Genomic DNA, 22343 nt, shown 5'->3' on the forward strand with positions numbered 1-22343 from the left:
GTTCTCCTCGGGCACAGCCGCCGGATCCCTGATGATCAGACCGACGACGTCGCCTCATGTGACCCCCTCGGGGACACAGCGGCGGTTCTTATGCGGTCTCGGTTAAGCGAAGGTTCCGTCAACCTTGAACGGATCTTTCCGAAATCGGCCAAAGTCTCGTGAAACCCAGTCTCCATGCACGCCCGCTCCGGATCGCTCCATCGACGGCGAGGTGAGACGAACCCCGGAGATCGGCCCCGATTGCGGCATCGGCGCGACGCTGAAGTCGATGTTTGTACGCGCGTCCAATCCGTGGCGGCATGGCAACATACGAAGCCCCGCGGGCTTTAGGATTGGTTTCGGATCGCACGGATCGCCGTCACCGCGGCTTCGGCGGATCGCCGGACGGCTGCCAAGGGCGCCGCAAGATCGGTTCCATCCAGGCAAGCCCGCTCCATCTCCGAACAGCGCTGGGAGAGATCGAAGAAGCCCAGGGACCCACTCGCGGAAAGCAGGATGTGGGCATCCTGCCCGAGGACGATGCGTTCCGAGGCGGGCGCCTGAAGCCGTCGGCCGATCTCGGTTCTCAAACGGTCGAGAAGATCCATTAGGCGGGCCCGGCCGAAGATGTCTTCCAACTCCTTGAGTGTGCGGGGCTCGTAGATCGGCCCTATCCGCGGGGAGGGCGCATCAGGGGCTGCGGACGTCTCGGCCTCGCGGGTCGAATGGTCCGGCATGAGGTCGTCCAGACTAGGTCGAGGGCGGGACTTGGCCCAGCCACCGCCTCTGTTGATCGGTGGTTAACCTCTACCGGACAAAGCCCACTGTGCAAAGAGTTGGTGCGATCCATGCACCGGCGTCAGGTCCTCGTCGTCGGGGACAATCACCGGCTTCCTGAAATGCTGACCGCCCTGTGCCAGCGGAACGGCATTGCCGTGGTCTCGGTTTCCGGCGGCGAGGCGGCTGTGGCCGTCCTCCGGCAGGCCAGCGCGACAGAGAACGGAGTGGGCAATACTTCGTACTCCTGTTCACCGCCATCAACCTTCCAGGCCTCATCGACGGCTGGTCCGTTGTGCAGGCTTTTCGCGCGCTCGATCCCGATGGACTGGTCGTCTGTTCGTCGACCCGCGTCTGCAAAGATCGCCATGCCGTGCCAGACAGCGTCTTCCCGGCAAGCCCTTCCGGACCCGGGATGTGCTTGTTTTCGCCGGCTCGCTAAAGCGTGAACCCGCCGCCGGATGGGAGCCGCTGAGTCTGCCGGCGACAGGCTGATGTCGGGGCGCAGTCAGGCCCTGAACAATGCCCGCACGGCGGGGTTCGCCCGCCAGCCCGCGACCCGGATGCATCCGAGAGCCTCCGGCGCATGGCGCCGATAGATCGCGAAGCTCGCCGCAATGAAGGCCCGTAAGTCGTATAGCTTCGGGTCGCCCCGGCGGGCCCGGTCCTTGAACAGCATCGTGCCGGTTAGGCCATAGTGCACCGCGAGGTCAGGGTAGAGGGGCCAGACCACGTCGGCGGCCAGATCATCCGGGAGATAGTCCTCGACCTGGGCCGGAAGCGGTTCAAGGCCCGCTTCAGTAGCGAGCCGCCGGGCAATATCAGCCAGCACGAACAATTTGGGATGGTTCAGGACGTGCATGAAGCAGCCGCGTCGGGACCATCGGGCGAGCTCCGCCTCCAGCGGAAACATGATGTCGCGTGCGCTGCCGAGAAGCTCCGCTGCGGCGACGTTCCAAGCTTCGTAGAAGCCGAGTCGTGTGTAGACCGACTCGCGGAACAGCTTCACGGTGTCCTCCAGTCCCAGCCCTTCCAGATAGGCGCACAGGACGATAGCGGAGTGATAAGGACCTGTCGGCGAGGCGATGAGGCGCGAGGCGGAGAGCGCACCGACATCACCCACGAGGACCATGTCGGGCTGATAGCCCGGGAACAGGATGGTCGGGTACAGGCGGAGGCGCGGATCGCCGTCGCCGAGGGCATGGACGTTGCCGCCCTCGACGAACCCTTCGGGGAAGAACTGTGTGAAGACGTGGTCGAAGGGGGCGAGATCGGCCTTCAGGCGCTCGAGGCTGCCATACCGTCGTCCGAGGCCGTCGAAGGGTACGAGGTGGACCTGCGCGCTCGGAAGCAGCAGTCTCAGAGATTGGGCGACGCCCTCGGCCTGGCAGTTGCCTAAGACCGCTATCCGCGATCCGTCCCGAACCGGGTCAAGCGAGTCGATGCGGGGCTTGCGCCATGCTCCCGCCCAGGATCGCCACGATGAACCCGGGCGTGCGAGGGAGGCAGCCAAGGCCGCGACAGAGTCCGGGACCAGTGTCTTGGTGGACGTGCGCGGCAATGGCCTGAGCGATCGGATGGAGATGCCGCCGTGGTGATGAACCCTTACGCCGATCTACCGGCCGAGCGATTTTGGCGCAAGGCCGTGGCAGGCGTGGCGCCCTTCGCCCTGGCACCCGCCCCGAGCGGCCGCTTTACCATCGCCCCCGAGTCCCGGGTGGCGACCGCTGGTTCGTGTTTCGCCCAGCATGTCGCCCGCGCCCTGACCCGGGCAGGGTTCGGGCATTATCTCGCCGAGGCCGCGCCCGACGGCATGGCGCCCGAAACCGCCGCCGACCGTCAATACGGGATCTACTCGGCCCGCTACGGCAACCTCTACACCGCCCGCCAGCTTCTGCAGCTCTTCGACCGGGCTTACGGCACCTACGCCCCTGTCCTCTCGATCTGGACGCGTCCGGACGGTCGCCTGGTCGATCCGTTCCGCCCCGGGATCGAGCCGGCGGGCTTCGCTGACGCGGCCGAGGTGGATGCCGATCGCCGGCGGCATCTCGCGGCGGTCCGGGCGATGTTCGAAAGCCTCGACGTCTTCGTCTTCACCTTGGGACTGACGGAGGGCTGGATGCATCGCGCGGATGGCGCGATGCTCCCGGTGGCCCCCGGGGTCATCGGCGGCAGCTTCGACCCGGATGCCTACGCCTTCGTGAATGCGCGGGTGGGTGACGTCCGCGACGACATGCTGACCTTCCTCGAGCGGCTGTTCGCGGTCAATCCAGCCGCCCGGGTCATCCTCACGGTCTCGCCGGTGCCCCTGATCGCGACCTACGCGGACCGGCACGTTCTGGTCTCCAACACCTACAGCAAAGCTGCTCTGCGAGCCGCGGCCGAGGAGATCGTCGCGGCCGAGCCGCGCGCCGTCTACTTTCCCGCCTACGAGATCGTCACGAGTACCGCCAATGCCGTGCGCTACTACGAGGACGATCTGCGTTCGGTTACGCCCACAGCGGTCGCCCACGTGATGCGGGTGTTCCTCGACGCCTTCACCACACGGGCGAAGGCCCCGATCCTGACTCAGCCCCTCGGAATCGAGTATCGCCGCGCGGCCAGCGTGATCTGCGACGAGGAGGCCATCGAGCGAAGCCTGACGTGAGCGCCTACTGGAGGTGCCGTGTGTAGGTGTCGCCCGCCGCGCGCTTCAATTCGGCGCCGGCCTCGCGCCCGATGCGGACGGCGTCCGACACGGCGCCGGAGCGCTGGACGGCCCAGTGGGCGCTGCCGTCGGGCAGGAACAGCAGGCCGTCGAGGTTGAGCGTGTCGCCGCTGATCCGTGCCAGGGCGGCGATCGGCGTCCGGCAGGAGCCATCGAGCTCGGCCAGCAGTCCGCGTTCGGCCTCGAGCTCGGCGGTGGCGGTGGCCGAGACCAGGGGGGCCAGGAGGGCGCGCACGGCGGCGTCCGCCGCGCGGCACTCGATGCCGAGGGCGCCCTGCGCAACGGCCGGGAGCATCTCGCCGACATCGAGCACGCTCCGGGCCATGTCGGCCATGCCGAGGCGCTCCAGGCCGCAGAGCGCCAGGAGCGTGGCGTCGCAGGTCCCCTCCTCCAGCTTGCGCATGCGCGTGTTGGCGTTCCCGCGCAGGGGTACGATCCGCAGGTCCGGACGGCGCATCAACACCTGCGCCGCGCGGCGCAGGGACGAGGTGCCGACCCGGGCCCCCGACGGAAGCTCGGCGAAGCCGGACGCGCGCGGCGACAGGAAGGCGTCGCGGGGGTCATCTCGCTCCAGGATGCAGGCGATGACGAGCCCGTCGGGCAGCCAGGTCTCCACGTCCTTCATGGAGTGGACGGCAACGTCGACCACGTCGGCATAGAGCGCCTGCTCGAGTTCCTTGGTGAACAACCCCTTGCCGCCGATCTCGGAGAGCGGGCGGTCGAGGATGCGATCCGCGACGGTGTTGACCACCACGATCTCGGTCTCGAGGCCCGGATTGGCCGCGACGATCTTGTCCCGGACCATTCCGGTCTGGGCCAGGGCCATCGGACTTCCGCGCGTTCCGATGCGGAGGGGACGTTGGATCATGGGCGAGGATCGCTCGGTGGTGGGGGGCCGGAACCCGGGGGATCGGGCCGGTCCGGTCTGCTGAAACCTAGGTACGCAGTCCGCGCGCGGATGTCACCGGGACCGCGTTCGATCCGCCGCCGGCCGCTAAGTATTCCGAAACCACGCGTACAGGTCGCGCCTCCCGCGCCCCGCGATCTTAGGCCAAGCTTATCGCTCTCGGCGTGTATCTCGTGCGACGAGGATGTCACGAGCCAGGTCGGCGGACGCTCACCGATGAAGCGCAGCAAGCTTGAAGCCTATTACGAGCAGGAGTTCGGTCCGCGCGACGACGAGCCGGACGACCGCCCGCTTCGGCGTTCGTCCGGTCGGGATCGGGCGCCGGCCAGGCCCCGGCGGCGGCGCGGCGGGTTCGGCATCGTCCGTCTGCTCAAGGTCACGCTGATGCTCGGACCCATGACGATCCTGCTGGCCGCGAGCCTGCTGATGGATTGCCAGGGGGGCGTCAGGGGATCCTGGGTCCCCGACATCCTGCGCAGCACCGCCTGCGCCCGCCGCGACCTGGCCGGCCGGGTTCTCCATCTCGACAGCGACCTTCGAACGGTCGCGAACGGCCTGCGGTAGCGCGGCGTGATCGGGACGGACCATCGCGATCGTGGCGGGAGGCCGCGGTGAAGCTCGGAGCTCGGACCATGCCCCTGGAGACGCTCGCCGCGCCGGTGCGGGACGACCCTGCGGCCGACGCGGCCACGCCCGCGCACGCCCGGATCCGTGAGGCGATCATCCGCGACGGCCTGCGCACGCCCCGGACGGTGCGCCGGTTCGGGGAGCTTGAAGGCGAAGCGGACGCGGAGGTCCGGTCCTTCACCTTGGGCTGGGCGCCGTCCCTCCTCCTCAACCTCCTCCTGCTCACCGCGCCCTTCGCTCTGGTGATCGGGCTGCCGCCGGTCCTGGCCTGTCGCGAGCGCGCCGAGCAGTTCGGCTTCTTCGCCGGCGAGACCCTGTCGGGTTGTGCCGCGCGCGGCGTCCGCGCGCGGATCGGCCGGCTCGACGACCGCATCAAGATGCTGGTGCGGGGCTCCGGCTCGTGACGCGGCCTCAGAAGGCCTGGAGCGCCAGCTCGGTGTGCTCGACGCTGGGCGGCGCCTCGAAGCAGGGCGAGACCATGGCCCGGTAGTCCTTCCAGGCCTGGGAGCCGGTGAAGTCCACGGTGTGGTTCTCGAGAGTCTCCCATTCGATGAGCAGGCGGTAGCGCTGCGGCTTCTCGATGGAACGCCGGACGGCGAAGCTGCGGCAGCCCTTGGCGGATTTGAAGATCGCCGCCGCCTTGGCGATGCCGGCCTCGAACTCGGCCTCCAGGCCTGGCTTGATGTCGATCTGCGCGATTTCGAGGATCATGAATCTCTCCGGCCGTAAGGTTCGAGGGGGGATCAGCGAAGGGGGCGGCCGAGGGCCTGGGCGAGCAGGCGCTGCGGGCTGCGCTCGGGGCGGGCCTGGTCGGCCACCGCGAGGTAGGCGGTCTGCTCCAGCATGTACTGGCCGCCCATGGCGCCGTGCATCACGAGGTCCGAGAAGGTCACCCAGGTCTGGCCGGGGGAGAAGTGGACATCGGCCTGGGGCGCCGTCTCCTGGTAGGTCATGTCCTGCTTCAGGGCGTCGTGCAGGTGCAGCATGAGGTGGTCGTACTCGCTGCGCCGCGCCTTGGTGATCTTGAGGAGCGCCAGCATCCGGGCCGAGAGCGGCGAGTAGCCGGGCAGGCGCGGCAGGAATTTCCGCGCCATGGACGGAAAGTCCTCGCCGACCCGCCAGTGGCGCGGCTGTCCGTTGGGGTTGATGTTCCGGAAGATGCGCAGGATGCGCTTCTCGCCGATCGGGTTCGACGGGAAGGCGTCCACGTGCAGGCGGGTGTCGTCGCGCCGCCAGCTCAGCTTGCGCTGGTCCACCTCGAAGGGGCGATAGGAGGTGCCCGCGAACGAGACCTTGCCGGCATAGGCCGGCAGGTGCTCGGCGACCAAAGCCTCGGCGAAGGCGCGGTAGCGGATGAGGACCTGGCGCAGGGCCTCCTGCTCCTCCGGCGTGCCGGCCGCGCCCCGCAGGGTGGCTTGCGGCCCGCGGATGTTGACGTTCTTGGCCTTGCCGTCGGCGAAGGGGCGCTCGACGAAGCGCTCCTCGAAGGGGCTGAGGGGAAAATCGAGGTCGGGGAACATCAGGACCGCGCCGCCCTCGAGGGCATCCACCAGAGACGGCGTGCCGGGGGGCGGCCCCGCGCGTGAGACGGATACGATCGGGCTGATCATCGGGCGGGGATCCTCGAAAACCGCGGCGGGACCGGCGGTTTAGCCGAAGCGCACGCGCCTGACCACGGGCGTGGCGGCCCGCCGTCGATCCCCCTGCCCGTCTCGGCCCGGATCGGTCCCGACGGATAGCGGTGGATGACGGCGCTTGCCTGTTGTCACACCGCCCGAACCGGCCCAACCCTGACGGCCTGTCCGGAGCAACCCTGGCGTTTCGGTCGCGTTGATGGAACAGTCGCGGTTCCGACCTCACGGAACCCTGCGGCGATGAGGATGCCGACCATGGCGACGTTGAAGGAATTCGAGGAGTCCCTGCGCGAGCACGGCATGCACATGGCCCTCGCCCTGCTGGAGCGCCTGCGTGAGCGGGACCGGGCGACGCGGACGATCAAGCCGGCCCGGCGCCTGACTGGCCAGAAGATGACCCCGGAACTCGCCCGCGCGATCCTCGACCTCCACGCCTCCACCGGCATGACCCAGCAGGAGATCGCCTTCAAGGTCGGCGTGAACCAGGGCCGGGTCAACGAAGTGATCAAGCGCGGCAAGTGGCTGGACGACGATCCCCACGCCCCGGAGGCGGTCGCCCGCGACAGGGCGAAGGCCCGCCTGCGCGCCGATCCGCCGGCCGAGCGACCGGCCGCCCGCCGGTCCGTGGGCAAGCCCGCGGCCAAACGGGCGAAGGGAACGCCGCCTGCGCGGCGTCCGAGCCCGCAAGGACAGCTGATCTTCGGCGACCTGTGATCGCACCCGGCGGTCGAGGAGCCTAGGCGTGGGGCGTTCCGCGTCTCTCTCGCGGGATCGACCGGGCGGGCTGCGCGTTGGCCCGCCATGCCGAACCGCGTCGCCCTCGCCGCCCTCGTTCTTGCCCTCTGCAGCGTCCCGGCGCTCGCGCAGCGGGCCTCGACGGTTGCCATGTCCTGCGGTCAGGCCAAGGGGCTGGTGGACCGGCGGGGCGGCCTCGTGCTCGGAACCGGCGGGCAGACCTATGACCGCTTCGTGCGCGATCGCAGCTTCTGCGAGGTCACCGAGATCACGGTCCCGGCCTTCGTGCCGGCACAGGATACGCCGCGCTGCTTCATCGGCTACCGCTGCAAGGAGCCGAGCCGCAGCGACTGGTTCGACGGCGGTTTCTGACGCGATCGCGTCGCCCCATGGGAAAGCGCCCCGGCCATGGGACCGGGGCGCTCCGAACGTCCGTCTGGGCCGATCAGGCGGCCTGCTGCGTCGAGCCCTCGATCACCGGGGCCCGCGGGGTGCGGCCGGTGGCGATCTGGATCTGACGCGGCTTCTTCGCCTCCGGAATCTCGCGGACGAGATCGATGTGAAGGAGGCCGTTCTCGAGGGCGGCCCCCGTCACCTGGACGTAGTCCGCCAACTGGAACCGACGCTCGAAGGCGCGGGCCGCGATGCCCTGGTGCAGGAATTCCGCCGGCTTGGCGGGATCGGACTGACGCTCGCCCTTCAGCGTCAGCGCATTCTCCTTCACCTCGATCGCGAGATCGGACTCCGTGAAGCCGGCCACCGCCACCGTGATCCGGTAGGCGTTCTCGCCGGTGCGCTCGATGTTGTAGGGCGGATAGGTCGGGGCCGCGTCGGCGCTCACGAACTGGTCGAGGGCCGAGAACAGGCGGTCGAAACCGACGGTGGAGCGATAAAGGGGAGCAAGGTCGAACTGACGCATCACATATTCTCCGTAAGAAGCAACATGCTGGTTCTGGGTCCGCCCGAGGGCCGGACCAGTCGCACCGCCGTATTGGCCGGTGCTCACCTGATATCGGAGCCGGGTTTCAGCCTCGCAAGAGCCTCAGCCGGCGCCTCGGCCAAAAAATTCGGTTCCTTTCTTGCCGCGAGACTGCGTCGATGCTGACCCTGCGTTCCACCCCGGACAATCCCGTTCCACCGGGCGGTGCCCTGAAGGCGGTGCGCACCGATGACGGACTCGAGCTGCGGGCCGCCCATTGGCGTCCGACCACCCGCCTGGTGAAGGGCACCGTTTGCCTCCTCCAGGGCCGGGCCGAGTTCATCGAGAAGTACTACGAGACGATCGCGGACCTGCGCGGGCGGGGCTTCGCCGTCGTGGCCTTCGACTGGCGCGGACAGGGCGAGTCGCAGCGGCAGGTCGACGATCCGCATCGGGGCCACGTCGCCCATTTCGACGATTACCGCCTCGACCTGAAGGCGATCACAGATGCGATCCTGCATCCCCTGATGCCGCATCCGCATCTCTGCCTCGCGCACTCGATGGGCGGGGCCGTCGCCCTGACCGGTGCCCATGACGGCTGGTTGCCGTTCCGGCGCGTCGTCATGGTGGCGCCGATGCTGTCGATCCGGATGGTACGATGGCCGGCCGGGGCGGCCCTCCTAGCCGGCACCCTGCACGCGATCGGGTGGGGCCGGCGTTACATCCCCTTCGGCTCGGCGGTTTCGATCGCGACGAAGCCCTATCCGGACAATCGCCTGTGCCGCGATCCGAAGCGCTACGCCCGCAACGCGGCGGCCGCCCGGGATGTCGGGGCCGGTGCCGTGGGCGATCCGAGCATTGCCTGGCTCGCGAGCGCCTTCCGGGCGATGAAGCGCCTCGCCGACCCGCGCGTGCCGGGCCGGATCTCGGTGCCGACCCTCATCGTTGCGGCAGGCGCCGACCCCGTCTGCGGCACCTCCACCACCGAGCGGTTCGCCCGCCGCCTGCGCGCCGGGCACATCCTGGTGCTGCCCGATGCCCGGCACGAGATCCTGTCGGAGCGCGACAGCATCCGGCAGGACTTCTGGGCGGCCTTCGACGCCTTCATGCCCGGCTCCGACGCGACGGAACCGACCGACACGCGCGTGCGGCAGGAGGCGTGAAGTTCAGGAGCGGGAAGCGGCGCAGGACTCGGGAGCAAGGAGGGGTGTGCGCTTCAGGATCAGGTGCGGTCGTCCAACTCCGCGACGCCGCTCTGACGGTCCGCATAGGCCGCTTTGAAGGCCGGGCGCTGCTGCCAGCGCTTCCAGAATGCGTCGATGTGCTCGAAGCGCTCATCCAGCGGCGTGGCGTTGACCGGGAACTTCGAGAAGGCAATGGCGGTCGCCATGGTGATGTCCGAGAAGGTGGGTGCCGCGCCGCCGAGAAGCCATTCGCGACCGTCCGACAGATGCTGGTTCACCAGGCTCGCATGCGCCAGGGCTTCCTTGCGGCAGTGTTCGCCCCAGGCCGGGTTGCTGGTGAGTTCGAGCTTCGGCCCCAGGCCCTGGTGCAGAACGTGGAACGCGGTGACGATCCGGTAGAGGATGTGCACCCAGATGCGGTTGTCCCACATCGTGTCGAGCCCCTGCTGCAAGGGGTCTTCACCCATGATGCGCCGACCGGGGAACGCCTGATCGAGATATCGAACGATCGCGGCCGTCTCCGAGAGGACGCTCCCATCCTCCAGCTTGAGGGTCGGCGTTTCGCCCCAGGGGTTCATCTTCAGGTGCGGCCACTGCCGTTGCTCGCCGCCCGGTGACATGTCGTAGACCCGTTCGGCGAAGTGATCCGCGATGCCTTTCTCGTACAGGAAGATGCGCAGACGTTGCGGATTCGGGAATGCCGAGGGCGAGGTGAAAAGCTGGAGGCGGGACGCGGTCTCGGTGGTCATTCAAATCTCCCTGTCTGTCAGTAGGCAGGCGGAGAGCTAGGGCTGTCCTTTCGATCGGTCAACACCTATCTGCCAACTGGCAGGCACTGAAGGAACGCGAGGCGGCGCGATGAAGGCAGACAACAAGGAGGCGATCCTCGCAGCAGCGAAGCGGACGGCGATGGCGCATGGCTACGCTGGCTTGAACTTCCGCGATCTTGCGGCCGAGGTCGGCATCAAGGCAGCGAGTGTCTACTACCATTTCCCGGGCAAGGCCGAACTCGGTGTGGCGGTTGCGAAGCGCTATTGGGAAGACATCGCCGCCGATCTCGACGCCATCTCGAACCAAGCGTCTGACCCTCTTGCCAGTCTGCACAGATATCCCGAGATTTTTCGCACGTCCTTGCAGAACGACAACCGCATGTGCCTGTCGAGCTTCATGACGGCCGAATACGACGATCTGCCGGACGTCGTGAAGCACGAGGTGCGGGCCTTTGCCGAGGTGAACGTCGCTTGGTTGAGCGACGCTTTGACCGCAGCGGGGGTGGTGGAGGCGGTCGACAGCGACGGGCGGGCGGGCGCCATTTACGCGGCCGTTGCGGGCGCCCAACTCATGGCGAGAGGTCGAGCAGATCTCTCGCTCTTCGACACTCTCATCGACCACTATCGCGCGACCGGCCTTCTCCCCGCGTAGGGATCCGCCCATTACGGAAGAAGGTCCGCTCCTGATCCGACGGCGGTCGTCCGGAGCGACTCGATCGGGTTGCCGCTGACTGTTCTTTGTAGGCCTCCCGAGGGAGGACCAAGGGCCAGAGCTGGACCACTGGGCGGGTGAGCCCCGAGGAGCGTCAGAAAGCCGTGCGCCTCACGGATTGAGGTGGCGCAGGGCCGCCTCGTGCAGGCGGCGGTCCCCGGCGGCGACGATGCGCCCGCCCCCCGTCGCCGGTCCGCCGTCCCAGGTCGTCACGATGCCGCCAGCGCCCTCGATGATCGGGATCAGCGCGACGATGTCGTAGGGCTTGAGCCCGGCCTCCACCACCAGGTCGATCTGCCCGGCCGCCAGCATGCAGTAGGCGTAGCAGTCGGTGCCGTAGCGGGAGAGGCGCACCGCGCCCTCCAGGTCGAGGAAGCGCTCCCGCTCCGCCCCATTCGCGAACAGGCGCGGGTCGGTGGTGGCGAGGACCGCCTGGTCGAGGGCGGTGCCGCGGCGGGTCAGCAGCCTGCGTTCGCCGCGGGGCGACCGCAGGCGGGCCTGGGCGCCGTCGCCCGAGAACAGTTCGCCGAGATAGGGCTGGTGCATCAGGCCGCGCACCGCCGCCCCGTGATGGGTCAGGCCGATCAGGGTGCCCCAGGTGGGCAGGCCAGCGACGAAGGCGCGGGTGCCGTCGATGGGGTCCAGGACCCAAACGCATCCGGCCTCGAGGTTTTCGGACCCGAACTCTTCGCCGAGGATGCCGTGGGTCGGCAGGTCGCGCCGGATCATGCCCCGCATGGCCACCTCGGCGGCCCGGTCCGCCTCCGTCACCGGATCGAAGGCCGCCCCGCCCCGCGCCTTGTCGTCCATGCCGAAGGCGGCGCGGAAGAAGGGCAGGATCGCTTGTCCCGAGGCCGCGGCGAGATCGTCCATGAACCGCGCGAGATCGACGACGCTCATCGGCATACCCCTCTTCCGGTCGGTGCCCGCCGGACAAAGCCCCATCCGGCAGAGATCCATCGGGATGGTCGGGGAGCGAAGCGGAGGGAGGGGGCGGCGGTCAAGCCCAAAACCGTGCCGTCAGACCGGCATCGGTTGGACCGGGGCGAATTTTGTCCCGACCGCGGGCGGTTCGTCGGCCGGACGACGGGTCCCGTGCGCGGCGGCCACGACGGCCTCCACAGCGGCCTTCAGGGACGACACGTGGATGTCGGCCTCCACCGCCCGGCGCCGGGTCGCCTCGTCGAGGCTGGCATCGTCCGCCTGCCACAAGCCCAGGACGAAGCAGGCGCCCGGGAGCTTGCGGTGCAGGCGGTCGGCCAGCCGGCGCAGGTGCGTGGGCTCGCCGCTGATCGCCATCGACACGATGCAGACGAGCTTTGCCGGGCCGGGATCGAAGGCGTCGATCCGCGCCCGTGCCACGTCGGCGAACGGCACCACCCGGGTGCCGATCCCGCGCTTGGCGAGGAGCTGGGCCAGGATCGCGCAGGCGGCCTCGTCGACGAAGCTGCGCCCGGCGACGCACAGCACCGTGCCGTCGGGCCGCCAGGCTTCCGGCACCGGGTCCGGGCGCGGGGCGTCGGGGTCGGCCTTCGCCTCGGTGTCGCCGCGCAGGTCGTCGCGGTCGGCCATCTCCTCGATCAGTCCGCCGACACTGGCCCGGATGTCGTTCTTCTGCTCGGTGGTGAGCACGCCGCGGGCGGCGTCCCGGGCGGCGAGCTCGAGGCCCCTCACCACCACCTCGTCGTAATAGGCGGTGAGCGAGCAGGTCTTCAGGATGAGGTCGGCATGCTCCTGCGCCTCCTCCGGGTCGTCGGCCAGGATGCGCTGGTAGAAGTTCTCCACCGGAGTCAGGGCCGGCCGGTCGCCGAACAGGACATCGAGGAATTCGAGCTTGTCCACGTGGCGCCCGAGCACCACGAGGCAGACCGTCAGCGGCGTGGACAGGAGCAGGCCGACGGGTCCCCAGAGCCAGGTCCAGAACAGCGCCGAGACCAGGACCGCGAAGGGCGACATGCCGGTGGACTGGCCGTAGAGCATCGGCTCGATGAAGTGCCCGACCAGGGGTTCGAGGATGAGGAACAGGATCAGCGTCCCGATCACCATCGACCAGCCGGGATCGACCGCGGCGGCCAGCGCCAGGGGGAACAGGGCCGACACGAAGGCGCCCACATAGGGCACGAAGCGCATTAGCGCCGAGAAGATGCCCCACAGGACGGGATTCGGCACGCCGAGGAGGTACAGCCCGATCCCGACCACGAGGCCGAAAGAGGCGTTGAGGCCGAGCTGGACCAGGAAGTAGCGGCTGAGGCGCTTGGCGGCGTCGTCCATCGCCACGGTGGTGCGGTGGAGGTCGCTGGAGCCGGCGAGCCGGATCATCCGGTCGCGCAAGTCCTCCCGCTGCATCAGCAGGAAGAGCAGCACCACGAAGACGATGCCGATGGTGGCGAGGGGGTGCAGGATGGGCGAGATCAGCGTGCCCGCCATGGTCACCGGTCCCGGCACGCGCTCCTTGACCTCCACCAGGATCGCCTTCTCGGGCGGGGCCGGATTGGCCTGGGATTCCGGCTTGGTTTCGGGCTTCGGTTCCTCGTGGCTCTCGTGCATCGTCCGGCCGATGCTGGCGACGTAGCCGGCCAGGCGCCCGGCGGGCGTGTCGTTGAGGCCCTCGATCTTGCGCTCGATCGTGCTGCGGTAGCGCGGCACGTCCTTGGCGATGTCGGCGAGCTGCACGCCGATCAGCGTCGCCAGGGCGGCGGCGGTGCCCAGCGCCAGGAGGACCGAGGCCGCCACCGAGAGGAAGCGGCCGAAATGCCAGCGCCGCAGCAGGTTCACCAGGGGGCCGAGGACGAAGGAGAGCAGGATCGCGATGGCGATCGGGATGAGGACGTCGCGGCCGACATACAGTCCCACCATGATCAGGGCGGCGACGATGATCGGCGACGTCACGGCCTGGGTCGGCGTGCCGGCGGCCGCGATGCGCGTGGGTCGCGGGGGGACGAGGGACGGCTTCGGGGGGGATCGCAGGGCCATTCCGATTCCGTGTTCGAGACGCGACGCGCGGGCCGCCGACGTGGCCGGCACCGACGCGGTGAGAACGACCCGCGCGCGCGAATCGATCCCTCCCGGGGGTTCATCTCGTCGCGAAACCGTGATCGAGGCGGGTTGAGCCTGCCTCCGATGCATAGCTGAGCGGCGGCGCCGCACCGGTCTTCGCGCCGTCCGCCCGGGGTTGCCGCGTATCCGTCCGCCTGGACGCCGTCATCCTGAACGTTCGGGTTCCAGCGGGAGGACGAGCGCTTCGTCGATCCTCGGGCGTGTCTTGCGCCGAGGGCGGTTTGACCTGATCGCGCCCGGGGAGGATGGGCCGATCGTGTTCGACGCCGCATGGAGACGTGCTTGGACTGCGCGAATTCTATGTCTGTATTGGGATACCTGCGCTAAACATAAGATAATTTCGGAGTCTATTTTGGGATGTGCAGGCGCAGCGATTGGCTTTAATGGAACTCTAAGCTTGGTTGCGTACGGTGTTCGACAGCGAGGGGACGGGGCCCGTCCGACGATGGCTGGAGGCAGGTGTGCACGACACGGCGAGTGATGCTGGCACGGGACCCGGCGTGGCCGATGCCACCAACCTGCGGGGCATTGCCGCCGAGATCGCGGCGCTCCAGCGCATCGCCTCCGACAAGAGCCGGCGCATCCAGTCGATCACCGGCCAGGTGAAGATGCTCGCCCTCAACGCCCTGATCGAGGCCTCCCGGGCCGGCGAGATGGGCCGCGGCTTCTCGGTGGTGGCGCAGGAGGTGCGTGCGATCGGCGCCGAGGTCGAGACCGTCGCCCGCGCCCTCGAGGTCGAGCTCTCGAACCGCATCGCCGGGCTCCAGGTCCGGGTCCGGAGCTTCGCCGACGAGTCCCAGACCCAACGGCTGATCGACCTCGCGCTCAACGCCGTCGAACTCATCGACCGCAACCTCTACGAGCGCACCTGCGACGTGCGCTGGTGGGCCACCGACGCGGCCCTGGTCGCCTGCGCGGCGGAACCAAGCCCGGAAGCCGCCACCCACGCGACCCGGCGGCTGGGCATCATCCTCGACGCCTACACGGTCTACCTGGACCTCTGGCTCTGCGACCTGAAGGGCAACGTGATCGCCCACGGACGCCCCAACCGCTATCCCGGCCTCATCGGCCGGAACGTCGCCGACCAGGACTGGTTCCGGCGCGCCGCCGCCCTCCCCGACGGGGAGGCCTACGTCGCCGCCGACGTCATGGTGCAGCCCGGTCTCGGCGGGGCGCAGGTGGCGACCTACTGCGCGAGCGTCCGCGCGGACGGCGACAGCCGGGCCGGGCCGATCGGCGTCCTGGCGATCCACTTCGACTGGCAGGCCCAGGCCCGGGCCATCGTCGACGGCGTGCGGGTGGCGCAGGAGGACCGGGCCCGAACCCGCGTGCTCCTCGTCGACGCGCGCAACCGGGTGATCGCCGCCTCGGACGGGTGCGGCGTCCTGGAGGAAACCCTGCCGCTGGCCGCCGGCGGGCGGCTGAGCGGCGCCGACCAGGATCCCCGGACCGGCCGGATCGTCGCCTTCCACCGCACGCCGGGCTACGAGACCTATGCGGGCCTCGGCTGGTACGGTGTCATCGTCCAGACGCCGGAGTGAGCGCGCTCAGACCAGGACCGGCATCGCGGCCTGCCCCGCGGCGCCGAAGACGCGGGTGTAGCGCTTGATCTCCTCGGCCGGGCCGATCGCCTTCGACGGATTGTCGGAGATCTTCACGGTGGGCCGGCCGTCGGCGGCGATCACCTTGCAGACGATGGAGATCGGGTCGAGGCGGCCGTCCGGCACCAGGCCGCGGAAGTCGTTGGTGAGCAGTGTGCCCCAGCCGTAGCCGATCCGCATCCGGCCGTGGAAATGGGCGTGGATCGCCTCGATGGTGTCGATGTCGAGCCCGTCGGAGAAGATCGCGAGCTTTTCGCGCGGGTCGGAGCCCCGGGAGCGCCACCAGGCGATGGCCTCCTCGCCGCCCGCGATCGGCTCCTTCGAGTCGATGCGGATGCCCGTCCAGGCGTTCATCCAGTCGGGGGCATTCGCCAGGAAGCCCGTGGTGCCGTAGGTGTCGGGCAGCATCACCAGGAGGTTACCGGCGTAGTCCTGCTGCCAGTCGGCCAGTACCGCGTAGGGCGCGCGGGCGAGGCCCGCATCGTCGTCGGCCAGCGCCGCGTAGACCATCGGCAACTCGTGGGCGTTGGTGCCGACCGCCTCGACCTCGCGGCGCAGGGCGATGAGGCAGTTCGAGGTGCCGAGGAAGCGGTCGCCCAGGGCCTCGTGCATCGCCTCGACGCACCAGTCCTGCCACAGGAAGCCGTGGCGGCGCCGGGTCCCGAAATCCGCGATGGACAGGCCGGGCAGGCGCTGCAGCCGCTCGATCTTCTCCCAGACCCGGGTCATGGCCCGGGCATAGAGCACCTGCAGGTCGAGCTTGCCGAGGTGGCGCACGACGCCGCGCGTGCGCAGCTCGTTGAGGATGGCGAGGGCCGGCACCTCCCACATGGTGGTCTCGAGCCAGGGGCCGTGGAAGGTCAGGACGTACTGCCCGTCCCGCGCCTCCAGCTCGTAGTCCGGCAGGCGGAAGCCCTCCAGCCAGTCCATGAAGTCGGCCGAGAACATCTGGCGCTGGCCGTAGAAGGTGTTGCCGCGCAGCCAGGTGGATTCGCCCCGGCTCAGGCGCACCGAGCGGGCATGGTCGAGCTGCTCGCGCAGCTCGCCGGCATCGACGAACGCGGCCAGCCGCACCTGCCGCGAGCGGTTCTGGATGCCGAAGGTGACGCGGGCGTCGCGATGGCGGCGGAAGATCGTTTGCGCCATCAGGAGCTTGTAGAAGTCCGTGTCGAGCAGGGACCGGACGATCGGGTCGATCTTGAAGCTGTGGTTGTACACCCGCGTGGCAAGATCGAGCATGGTTCGGATCACGGCCCCTCAGGCGGCGCCCCCGGGCGTCCGCGCGGCCGCAGAGGCGCACGGCACCGCGGGCCGAGTCAATCGGTGACACGAAGCGGTTGGGGGGGCGGCTGTGGGCGAGGCGGCGACCCGGCCGGTTCGGGCGATGGCGGGTGCCGCGGCGGCATCCACGTCACCGGTGCTCCACGCTGAGGGTAGGTTCTCAACGACTGCCCGCGACCTGACCTCGCCGCCTCGCAGCGCGGCGCGGACGAGAATCTCGGTCCGAGCGCGATCCCGTCTTTACCGAAATGGAATGCGTGGCCGAAACGGGATTCTTGGCCGAAACGGAATTTGGAATTGTTCGCACTTGAGTGCATCCTGCCCGGGCATCGGGCCGGCTCGTCAGGAACAATAAGACGGGACGCTCGGCCGTGGAGGACACATGAACGAGATCGTCAAGCCCGACTCCCTGATCGTCGCTGAGGCCGAGAGCCTGACCGAAACCTTCTTCGGCGGCTGCCCGCACGATTGCCCCGACACCTGCTCGATGCTGTTCGAGGTGAAGGACGGCGAACTCATCGGGGTTCGGGGCAACCCGGATCACCCGATGACCCGGGGCGGTCTCTGCGTGAAGCTGAAGGACTACGAGAAGCGCCACTACCACCCGGACCGGCTTCTCTACCCGATGAAGCGGGTCGGGCCGAAGGGCTCCAACCAGTTCGAACGCATCACCTGGGACGAGGCCCTCGACACCATCGTGACGCGCTGGAAGGCGATCATCGATCAGCACGGGCCGCAGGCCATCGCGCCCTACAGCTATCTCGGCAACCAGGGTCTCGTGCACGGGCTGAACGGCGGCGACGCGTTCTTCAACCGGATGGGCGCCACGGTGATGGAGCGGACCTTCTGCGGCGAGGGGTCCTGCACGGCGTGGCTCCTCACCGTCGGCCCGACCGCCGGCCTCGACCCGGACAGCTACATCCACTCCAAGTACATCGTGATCTGGGCCTGCAACTCGGTCAGCACGAACCTACACCACTGGGCTATCGTCAAGGACGCCCAAAAGAAGGGAGCCAAGGTCGTCGTCATCGACACCTACGCCTCGCGCACGGCGAAGGCGGCCGACTGGCACATCGCGCCGAAGCCCGGCACGGACGGGGCGCTAGCCATGGCGCTGATCAATTCCATCATCGAGCAGGGCCTCGTCGACCAGGACTACGTCGACAATCACACCGTCGGCTTCGAGGAACTGAAGGAGCGGGCCAGCACCCGCACGCCGGAATGGGCCGCCGCAATCACCGGCGTCCCGGCCGCGGAGATCCGTAAGCTCGCCCGCGAGATGGCGACCGAGCAGCCCGTGGGCATCCGCATGGGCGTGGCGCTGGAGCGCCACTACGGCGGTGGCCAGACGATCCGTGCCGTCACCTGCATTCCGGCGCTCACGGGCGCCTGGCGCCACGTCGGCGGCGGCGTCACGCAGTTCGGCGTCTGGGAGCACCCCTACAAGTTCGACGTCATGTGCCGGCCCGACCTGATCCCCGAGGGGACCCGCGTCGTCAGCAACCTGCAGATCGGACGCGCGCTCACCGGCGAGATGAAGCTCGACCCGCCGATCATGTCGATGATGTGCTGGAATTCGAACCCGGTCACGCAGGCGCCCGAGACCGACAAGATCGTCGAAGGGCTGATGCGCGAGGACCTGTTCATGGTTTCCGCCGAGCACTTCATCTCGGATACCGCCTCCTACGCCGACATCCTGCTCCCGGCCACGATGGGGGCGGAGATGGAGGACATGATCCTGTCCTGGGGCCACCTCTACCTGACCTACAACACCAAGTGTGCGGACGCGCCCGGCGAGGCGATCCCGAACAACGAGATCTTCCGTCAGCTCGCCGCGCGGCTCGGCTTCGAGGAAGAGAACTTCAAGTGGACCGACACGGAGTGCCTGGAGCACTACGTCGACTGGAACGCCCCGGCCTGCGAGGGCATCGACCTCCAGTACATGCGCGCGCACGGCTTCGCCCGACTCAAGGTCGGTACGCCGGACGACCGGGCGCCGCATAAGGAGGGCAACTTCCCGACGCCGACCGGCAAGTGCATGTTGATGGTCGAGGGTGCCACGAACTTCGTCGCCCCGCCGTTCCGTCAGATGTACGAGGGCTTCCAGCCCGGCGAGGCTCTCGACCCGCTGCCCGACTACCTGGGCCCGCGCGAGTCCCACACCAACGATCCGGAGCTGGCCAAGCGCTTCCCGCTCAACATCGTCTCGCCCAAGAGCCACTACTTCCTGAACTCCTGCTACGCGAACATGGAGGACAAGCAGAAGGGCCAGGGCGAGCAGTTCGTCATGATCAGCCAGCACGACGCCGATGTCCGCGGCATCCGGGACGGCGACCGGGTCCAGGTCGCCAACGATCGCGGCGCCTTCAAGGGCGTGGCGCGCATCACCGACGACGTGAAGGCCGGCATCGTGGTCGCGACGCTGGGCTACTGGCGCCAACTCAACGAGGGGACCGTCAACAGCATCTCGTCGGGGGCCTTCACCGACATGGGCCACGCACCGTCCTTCTCGGACAATCTCGTCGAGGTCGCGCGGGCGAATTGAGGGCGTCGCCGGCGAGCGGGGCGACCCCTCGAACCGAGGCGCGCAAACGTCCCACGGGACGCTTGTCTTTCGCGCCGCAGCCCGCGTGCCGGATTTCCCGGCAATCGGCAGGGACGCAGCCCGCGTGCCCGTCGCCGGTTGGCCCGGCGCGGCTCCCCTGCCCGCCCCCGGGATGAGGCCGGGCCACGCGGTCGTTCCGGCGCGATGCCTGTCCGCAGACGGCACCCTACAAACCAAGAGGGCGGCGCGCCCTTCGGCACGCCGCCCTCCGGTACGACACGGGCGTCCGATTCAGGCAAGGTCGACCTTCTTGGTCTCGGTCTTGGGCGACTCGCCGGTCAGCGCGGCCTTCACGTAGCCGTAGATGTGCAGCATCGTGGCGTTCGGGCTGTCCCAGTATTCGCCCTTCTCGGGATGGACGCGCAGCAGGGCGACCTCGGGATCCTCCTTCCCGTTGGGGAACCAGGTCTTCAGGCTCTCGCTCCACTTGTCGTTGATGACCGCCTGGTCGGTGACGATCTCGGCCTTGCCGGCGATCGAGACGTAGGTCTGGCTCGACGGATCCGAGTAGGCGAGGTTAATCTGGTTGTCCTTGCTGATCTCGGCGGTCTTCGGGGAGTGCAGCTTGGTGAAGAACCACAGGTCGCCGTTCTCGTCCGCCTCCTGGCACCACATCGGGCGGCTGTAGAGCTTCCCGTCCTGGTCGGCGGTGGTCATCATCGCGACCTTGACGTCCTTGATGAGGGCGAACAGCTTCTTGGCGCCCTCGTGGTCGCGGTGGTTGCCCTGGTGCATGGGATCGCAGTCTCCAACTCGTCGAAAGGGTTTCCGGCGCGATCATCAGCAACCGGATCGTGGGCTCAACGAGCCAGGACCGCATTGGTTTCGGAGAGGCGGGCCGGCGCCGGCGGCGCGAGCGCGGCCGGGGGCGACGTCCGGGCGGGCTTGCGACGCATCGCGCCGAGCCGGCCGAGGCGGCGGTCATCGAGGATCACGGCCGCGTCGCCGATGACTCGGACCACGTGGCAGTTCCGGCCCAGGCCCTTGGCTTCGTAGAGGGCGGCATCCGCCTCGGCCAGGAGTTCGGCCGGGGACGTCGTCCGTCCGGCTGGCACCACGGCGACGCCGATGCTCACGGTGACGAAGGGATGGCCGTCGCCCCGGGCCACGTGCGGGATCTGCAGGCCGGCGATGCCGGCACGCAGGCGTCGGACCACCCGGGCGACGGACCGGGCGTCGCATCCGCGCATGAGCACGGAGAACTCCTCACCGCCGTAGCGGGCGACGCAGTCGCGTCCGCCGCGCGTCTCCCCCGCGATGGCTTCCGCGATCCGGCGCAGGCAGGCGTCGCCGGCCGGATGGCCGTAGGCGTCGTTGAAGCGCTTGAAGTGATCGACGTCGATCATCAGCAGGGCGGTGCCCCGCGCCTGGCGGGCCGTCCTGGCCAGGGCGGCATCGAGGGCGCGGCGGTTGGCGAGGCCCGTCAGGGCATCCGTCTCCGACAGCACGGTCAGGACCCGGCGATCCTGCTCGAGGCCGGCCGAGCGCAGGATCTCGCGCAGGGAGACGAGGTAGGCCCGGCGGCGCACGCCCTCGATCTGGTGGTTTCCGTAGAGGACGAAGAAGGCGCCCGCCAGGGTCTGGAACGCGAGGCAGAGGGCGAGCTCCGGGGCGAGATCCGTGCGCAGGGCGATGCTCGCGAACGAGGCCGCCGCGCTGAGGCCGGTGAGCAGGAGCGCATGGGGGAAGCGCAGCACCAGCATCATGGTGGCGAACACCATCATGAGCGGGTACTCGATGTAGCAGATGGCGCTCATCGCCTCCCGCTCCAGGCTGAACAGCAGGATCGGCACCGCCGTCACCAGCAGCATCGTGGCGGTGACCATGCGCTCGCGCCGCGGCCCCGGCATCCGGGTGACGGACCAGGCGAGCAGCAGGCCGAGGGGCGTGACCAGGAACAGCCGCAGGCCGATCGCCAGGGGCAGCATGCCCGGCATCAGCAGGGCGGTGGTGAGGTTGTAGGCGTTGTGGAAGACGAGGCCGATGAGGATCGTCCGGCGCAGATGGAGCGCCCGTTCCCGGCCGGTATCGATTTCGTAGCGGGCCGAGACGGGCCGGGAGAACCGCAGGAGATACGGGCTCATGGTCAGGTCGCCTTGAGCGACGTCGCCGCGCGGGTGCCGTCTCGCTGGCCGCGCGGGGTCGGAAAACCTGTATCGGATCCAGGCGTACACGAATGAGCGTTCCTGCAACGGGCGAGACCGCCGCCGGGCGGTCTCTTTGTGTTGCATCGAACGTTGCGGCGGGCCGCGCGGACCCAAAACCGCGGCCGTCCCGTCGACTCATGCCTAGCGAAACCTGAACGCCTCCGTGGAAACCCCGGGCGCGGCGCCCCGTCCCGGCATGTTCCGGCCCCCGCCGCGACCAGGGGTCTCGCCCCCGGCAGATCAGGGAAGCGCTTGCACTCCGGCACCGCCTGTGCTGTCGCATGGGTTCGTCGCGGGTGGGCCGGCCGAGGCCGCAGCGTCCGCGATCCCCCGTTTGTCGCCGCGCCTCGGCTCTCCGGCCGGACGCGGCCAGGAGCCCGAACCTTGGCGATCACCCGTGACGACGTGCTGAAGGTGCTCTCGACGGTGACCGTCGATGCCGCGGGCACCACCCTGCCCGCCTCCGGGCGCCTGTCCCAGGTGGTGGTGGATCCGACCAACCGTGTGATGTTCTCCATCCTGATCGACCCCAGCGAGGCCGAGCGCTTCGAGCCGATCCGGCGCCGGGCCGAGGGCGCGATCCTGGCGACGCCGGGGGTCTCGGGCGTGTTCGCCAGCCTGACCTCCGAGCGTGGCCCGAACCAGCCGGCCCAGAACGCCCCGCAAGCCGCCCCTCCGCAGCCGCCCGCCCCCGGCCGTCC

23 protein-coding genes are annotated in these 22343 nt (G+C 69.0%); 10 read left to right on the top strand and 13 right to left on the bottom strand.

Annotated features, from left to right (window positions below):
- Positions 1 to 326: 326 nt before the first annotated feature.
- The 3 genes from AC6EUL_RS16700 to AC6EUL_RS16710 form a co-directional block, all read right to left on the bottom strand.
- Complete coding sequence (locus AC6EUL_RS16700; RefSeq protein WP_499871414.1) at positions 327 to 716, bottom strand: Hpt domain-containing protein; 390 nt, start codon at positions 714 to 716, stop codon at positions 327 to 329.
- A gap of 146 nt (positions 717 to 862) precedes the next feature.
- A complete protein-coding gene (locus AC6EUL_RS16705; protein WP_499871416.1) occupies positions 863 to 1126 on the bottom strand; it encodes a hypothetical protein in 264 nt (87 codons plus the stop codon).
- Between the two features lie 138 nt (positions 1127 to 1264).
- Positions 1265 to 2269 carry a WcbI family polysaccharide biosynthesis putative acetyltransferase gene (locus AC6EUL_RS16710; RefSeq protein WP_499871418.1) on the bottom strand — a complete coding sequence of 335 codons (1005 nt, stop codon included), beginning with the start codon at positions 2267 to 2269 and terminating at the stop codon, positions 1265 to 1267.
- 84 nt (positions 2270 to 2353) lie between these two features.
- Between AC6EUL_RS16710 and AC6EUL_RS16715 the strand changes: the two genes are divergently transcribed.
- Entirely contained in the window at positions 2354 to 3403 is a 1050-nt protein-coding gene (locus AC6EUL_RS16715; RefSeq protein WP_499871441.1) for a GSCFA domain-containing protein, read from the top strand.
- 4 nt (positions 3404 to 3407) lie between these two features.
- Here AC6EUL_RS16715 and hemC read toward each other — a convergent pair whose 3' ends face one another.
- Positions 3408 to 4331 carry a hydroxymethylbilane synthase gene (gene hemC / locus AC6EUL_RS16720; RefSeq protein ID WP_499871421.1) on the bottom strand — a complete coding sequence of 308 codons (924 nt, stop codon included), beginning with the start codon at positions 4329 to 4331 and terminating at the stop codon, positions 3408 to 3410.
- Positions 4332 to 4586: 255 nt separating this feature from the next.
- Between hemC and AC6EUL_RS16725 the strand changes: the two genes are divergently transcribed.
- On the top strand, positions 4587 to 4934 hold the full coding sequence (locus AC6EUL_RS16725; RefSeq protein ID WP_056271672.1) for a hypothetical protein: 348 nt from the start codon (positions 4587 to 4589) through the stop codon (positions 4932 to 4934).
- Positions 4935 to 4981: 47 nt separating this feature from the next.
- A complete protein-coding gene (locus tag AC6EUL_RS16730; protein WP_499871423.1) occupies positions 4982 to 5401 on the top strand; it encodes a hypothetical protein in 420 nt (139 codons plus the stop codon).
- A 7-nt stretch (positions 5402 to 5408) separates the two neighbouring features.
- On the opposite strand, the gene AC6EUL_RS16735 is transcribed toward AC6EUL_RS16730, so the two are convergent.
- A complete protein-coding gene (locus AC6EUL_RS16735) occupies positions 5409 to 5708 on the bottom strand; it encodes an antibiotic biosynthesis monooxygenase family protein (protein ID WP_056350023.1) in 300 nt (99 codons plus the stop codon).
- A gap of 32 nt (positions 5709 to 5740) precedes the next feature.
- Complete coding sequence (gene kdoO, locus AC6EUL_RS16740; RefSeq protein WP_056491326.1) at positions 5741 to 6607, bottom strand: Kdo hydroxylase KdoO; 867 nt, start codon at positions 6605 to 6607, stop codon at positions 5741 to 5743.
- Positions 6608 to 6886: 279 nt separating this feature from the next.
- On the opposite strand from kdoO, the gene AC6EUL_RS16745 reads away from it, so the two are divergent.
- Both AC6EUL_RS16745 and AC6EUL_RS16750 read left to right on the top strand, forming a co-directional pair.
- Complete coding sequence (locus AC6EUL_RS16745) at positions 6887 to 7345, top strand: hypothetical protein (RefSeq protein WP_056271663.1); 459 nt, start codon at positions 6887 to 6889, stop codon at positions 7343 to 7345.
- 87 nt (positions 7346 to 7432) lie between these two features.
- Entirely contained in the window at positions 7433 to 7738 is a 306-nt protein-coding gene (locus AC6EUL_RS16750) for a hypothetical protein (protein ID WP_056271659.1), read from the top strand.
- Between the two features lie 73 nt (positions 7739 to 7811).
- Here the strand turns inward: AC6EUL_RS16750 and AC6EUL_RS16755 are convergent, their stop codons facing one another.
- On the bottom strand, positions 7812 to 8285 hold the full coding sequence (locus AC6EUL_RS16755; protein WP_056350020.1) for an Hsp20 family protein: 474 nt from the start codon (positions 8283 to 8285) through the stop codon (positions 7812 to 7814).
- A gap of 179 nt (positions 8286 to 8464) precedes the next feature.
- Between AC6EUL_RS16755 and AC6EUL_RS16760 the strand changes: the two genes are divergently transcribed.
- Positions 8465 to 9448, top strand: coding sequence for an alpha/beta fold hydrolase (locus tag AC6EUL_RS16760; RefSeq protein WP_056271652.1), 984 nt, complete (start codon positions 8465 to 8467; stop codon positions 9446 to 9448).
- Between the two features lie 59 nt (positions 9449 to 9507).
- Here the strand turns inward: AC6EUL_RS16760 and AC6EUL_RS16765 are convergent, their stop codons facing one another.
- A complete protein-coding gene (locus AC6EUL_RS16765; RefSeq protein WP_056350018.1) occupies positions 9508 to 10218 on the bottom strand; it encodes a glutathione S-transferase family protein in 711 nt (236 codons plus the stop codon).
- A 109-nt stretch (positions 10219 to 10327) separates the two neighbouring features.
- On the opposite strand from AC6EUL_RS16765, the gene AC6EUL_RS16770 reads away from it, so the two are divergent.
- On the top strand, positions 10328 to 10891 hold the full coding sequence (locus AC6EUL_RS16770; RefSeq protein ID WP_056379402.1) for a TetR/AcrR family transcriptional regulator: 564 nt from the start codon (positions 10328 to 10330) through the stop codon (positions 10889 to 10891).
- A gap of 171 nt (positions 10892 to 11062) precedes the next feature.
- Here AC6EUL_RS16770 and hisN read toward each other — a convergent pair whose 3' ends face one another.
- Positions 11063 to 11851: a histidinol-phosphatase gene (hisN, locus tag AC6EUL_RS16775; protein ID WP_499871427.1), complete on the bottom strand. Its 789-nt coding sequence runs from the start codon at positions 11849 to 11851 to the stop codon at positions 11063 to 11065.
- 120 nt (positions 11852 to 11971) lie between these two features.
- Positions 11972 to 13924 carry an AI-2E family transporter gene (locus AC6EUL_RS16780; RefSeq protein WP_499871429.1) on the bottom strand — a complete coding sequence of 651 codons (1953 nt, stop codon included), beginning with the start codon at positions 13922 to 13924 and terminating at the stop codon, positions 11972 to 11974.
- A gap of 584 nt (positions 13925 to 14508) precedes the next feature.
- Here AC6EUL_RS16780 and AC6EUL_RS16785 point away from each other — a divergent pair.
- Positions 14509 to 15549, top strand: coding sequence for a methyl-accepting chemotaxis protein (locus AC6EUL_RS16785; protein WP_499871431.1), 1041 nt, complete (start codon positions 14509 to 14511; stop codon positions 15547 to 15549).
- Positions 15550 to 15555: 6 nt separating this feature from the next.
- Here AC6EUL_RS16785 and AC6EUL_RS16790 read toward each other — a convergent pair whose 3' ends face one another.
- Positions 15556 to 16848 (bottom strand): nicotinate phosphoribosyltransferase, encoded by a 1293-nt coding sequence (locus tag AC6EUL_RS16790; RefSeq protein WP_056271641.1) that lies wholly within the window; start codon positions 16846 to 16848, stop codon positions 15556 to 15558.
- Positions 16849 to 17272: 424 nt separating this feature from the next.
- On the opposite strand from AC6EUL_RS16790, the gene AC6EUL_RS16795 reads away from it, so the two are divergent.
- Complete coding sequence (locus AC6EUL_RS16795) at positions 17273 to 19435, top strand: molybdopterin-containing oxidoreductase family protein (RefSeq protein ID WP_499871434.1); 2163 nt, start codon at positions 17273 to 17275, stop codon at positions 19433 to 19435.
- A 291-nt stretch (positions 19436 to 19726) separates the two neighbouring features.
- Here the strand turns inward: AC6EUL_RS16795 and AC6EUL_RS16800 are convergent, their stop codons facing one another.
- On the bottom strand, positions 19727 to 20230 hold the full coding sequence (locus AC6EUL_RS16800; RefSeq protein WP_056221034.1) for a pyridoxamine 5'-phosphate oxidase family protein: 504 nt from the start codon (positions 20228 to 20230) through the stop codon (positions 19727 to 19729).
- Between the two features lie 65 nt (positions 20231 to 20295).
- Entirely contained in the window at positions 20296 to 21579 is a 1284-nt protein-coding gene (locus tag AC6EUL_RS16805; protein ID WP_056379393.1) for a GGDEF domain-containing protein, read from the bottom strand.
- A 447-nt stretch (positions 21580 to 22026) separates the two neighbouring features.
- Here AC6EUL_RS16805 and AC6EUL_RS16810 point away from each other — a divergent pair.
- Positions 22027 to 22343: iron-sulfur cluster assembly protein (locus AC6EUL_RS16810; protein WP_499871437.1), on the top strand; the 317-nt coding region annotated here is incomplete at its 3' end.

It is taken from the genome of Methylobacterium sp. 001424705 (assembly GCF_059816145.1).

Excerpts from the sequence above, each read along its gene's own strand:
- AC6EUL_RS16700 (WP_499871414.1), bottom strand. The coding sequence starts at position 716 with ATGCCGGACCATTCGACCCGCGAGGCCGAGACGTCCGCAGCCCCTGAT.
- AC6EUL_RS16705 (WP_499871416.1), bottom strand. The coding sequence starts at position 1,126 with ATGGCGATCTTTGCAGACGCGGGTCGACGAACAGACGACCAGTCCATC.
- AC6EUL_RS16715 (WP_499871441.1), top strand. The coding sequence starts at position 2,354 with ATGAACCCTTACGCCGATCTACCGGCCGAGCGATTTTGGCGCAAGGCC.
- hemC (WP_499871421.1), bottom strand. The coding sequence starts at position 4,331 with ATGATCCAACGTCCCCTCCGCATCGGAACGCGCGGAAGTCCGATGGCC.
- AC6EUL_RS16725 (WP_056271672.1), top strand. The coding sequence starts at position 4,587 with ATGAAGCGCAGCAAGCTTGAAGCCTATTACGAGCAGGAGTTCGGTCCG.
- AC6EUL_RS16735 (WP_056350023.1), bottom strand. The coding sequence starts at position 5,708 with ATGATCCTCGAAATCGCGCAGATCGACATCAAGCCAGGCCTGGAGGCC.
- kdoO (WP_056491326.1), bottom strand. The coding sequence starts at position 6,607 with ATGATCAGCCCGATCGTATCCGTCTCACGCGCGGGGCCGCCCCCCGGC.
- AC6EUL_RS16745 (WP_056271663.1), top strand. The coding sequence starts at position 6,887 with ATGGCGACGTTGAAGGAATTCGAGGAGTCCCTGCGCGAGCACGGCATG.
- AC6EUL_RS16750 (WP_056271659.1), top strand. The coding sequence starts at position 7,433 with ATGCCGAACCGCGTCGCCCTCGCCGCCCTCGTTCTTGCCCTCTGCAGC.
- AC6EUL_RS16755 (WP_056350020.1), bottom strand. The coding sequence starts at position 8,285 with ATGCGTCAGTTCGACCTTGCTCCCCTTTATCGCTCCACCGTCGGTTTC.
- AC6EUL_RS16760 (WP_056271652.1), top strand. The coding sequence starts at position 8,465 with ATGCTGACCCTGCGTTCCACCCCGGACAATCCCGTTCCACCGGGCGGT.
- AC6EUL_RS16765 (WP_056350018.1), bottom strand. The coding sequence starts at position 10,218 with ATGACCACCGAGACCGCGTCCCGCCTCCAGCTTTTCACCTCGCCCTCG.
- AC6EUL_RS16770 (WP_056379402.1), top strand. The coding sequence starts at position 10,328 with ATGAAGGCAGACAACAAGGAGGCGATCCTCGCAGCAGCGAAGCGGACG.
- hisN (WP_499871427.1), bottom strand. The coding sequence starts at position 11,851 with ATGAGCGTCGTCGATCTCGCGCGGTTCATGGACGATCTCGCCGCGGCC.
- AC6EUL_RS16780 (WP_499871429.1), bottom strand. The coding sequence starts at position 13,924 with ATGGCCCTGCGATCCCCCCCGAAGCCGTCCCTCGTCCCCCCGCGACCC.
- AC6EUL_RS16790 (WP_056271641.1), bottom strand. The coding sequence starts at position 16,848 with ATGCTCGATCTTGCCACGCGGGTGTACAACCACAGCTTCAAGATCGAC.
- AC6EUL_RS16795 (WP_499871434.1), top strand. The coding sequence starts at position 17,273 with ATGAACGAGATCGTCAAGCCCGACTCCCTGATCGTCGCTGAGGCCGAG.
- AC6EUL_RS16800 (WP_056221034.1), bottom strand. The coding sequence starts at position 20,230 with ATGCACCAGGGCAACCACCGCGACCACGAGGGCGCCAAGAAGCTGTTC.
- AC6EUL_RS16805 (WP_056379393.1), bottom strand. The coding sequence starts at position 21,579 with ATGAGCCCGTATCTCCTGCGGTTCTCCCGGCCCGTCTCGGCCCGCTAC.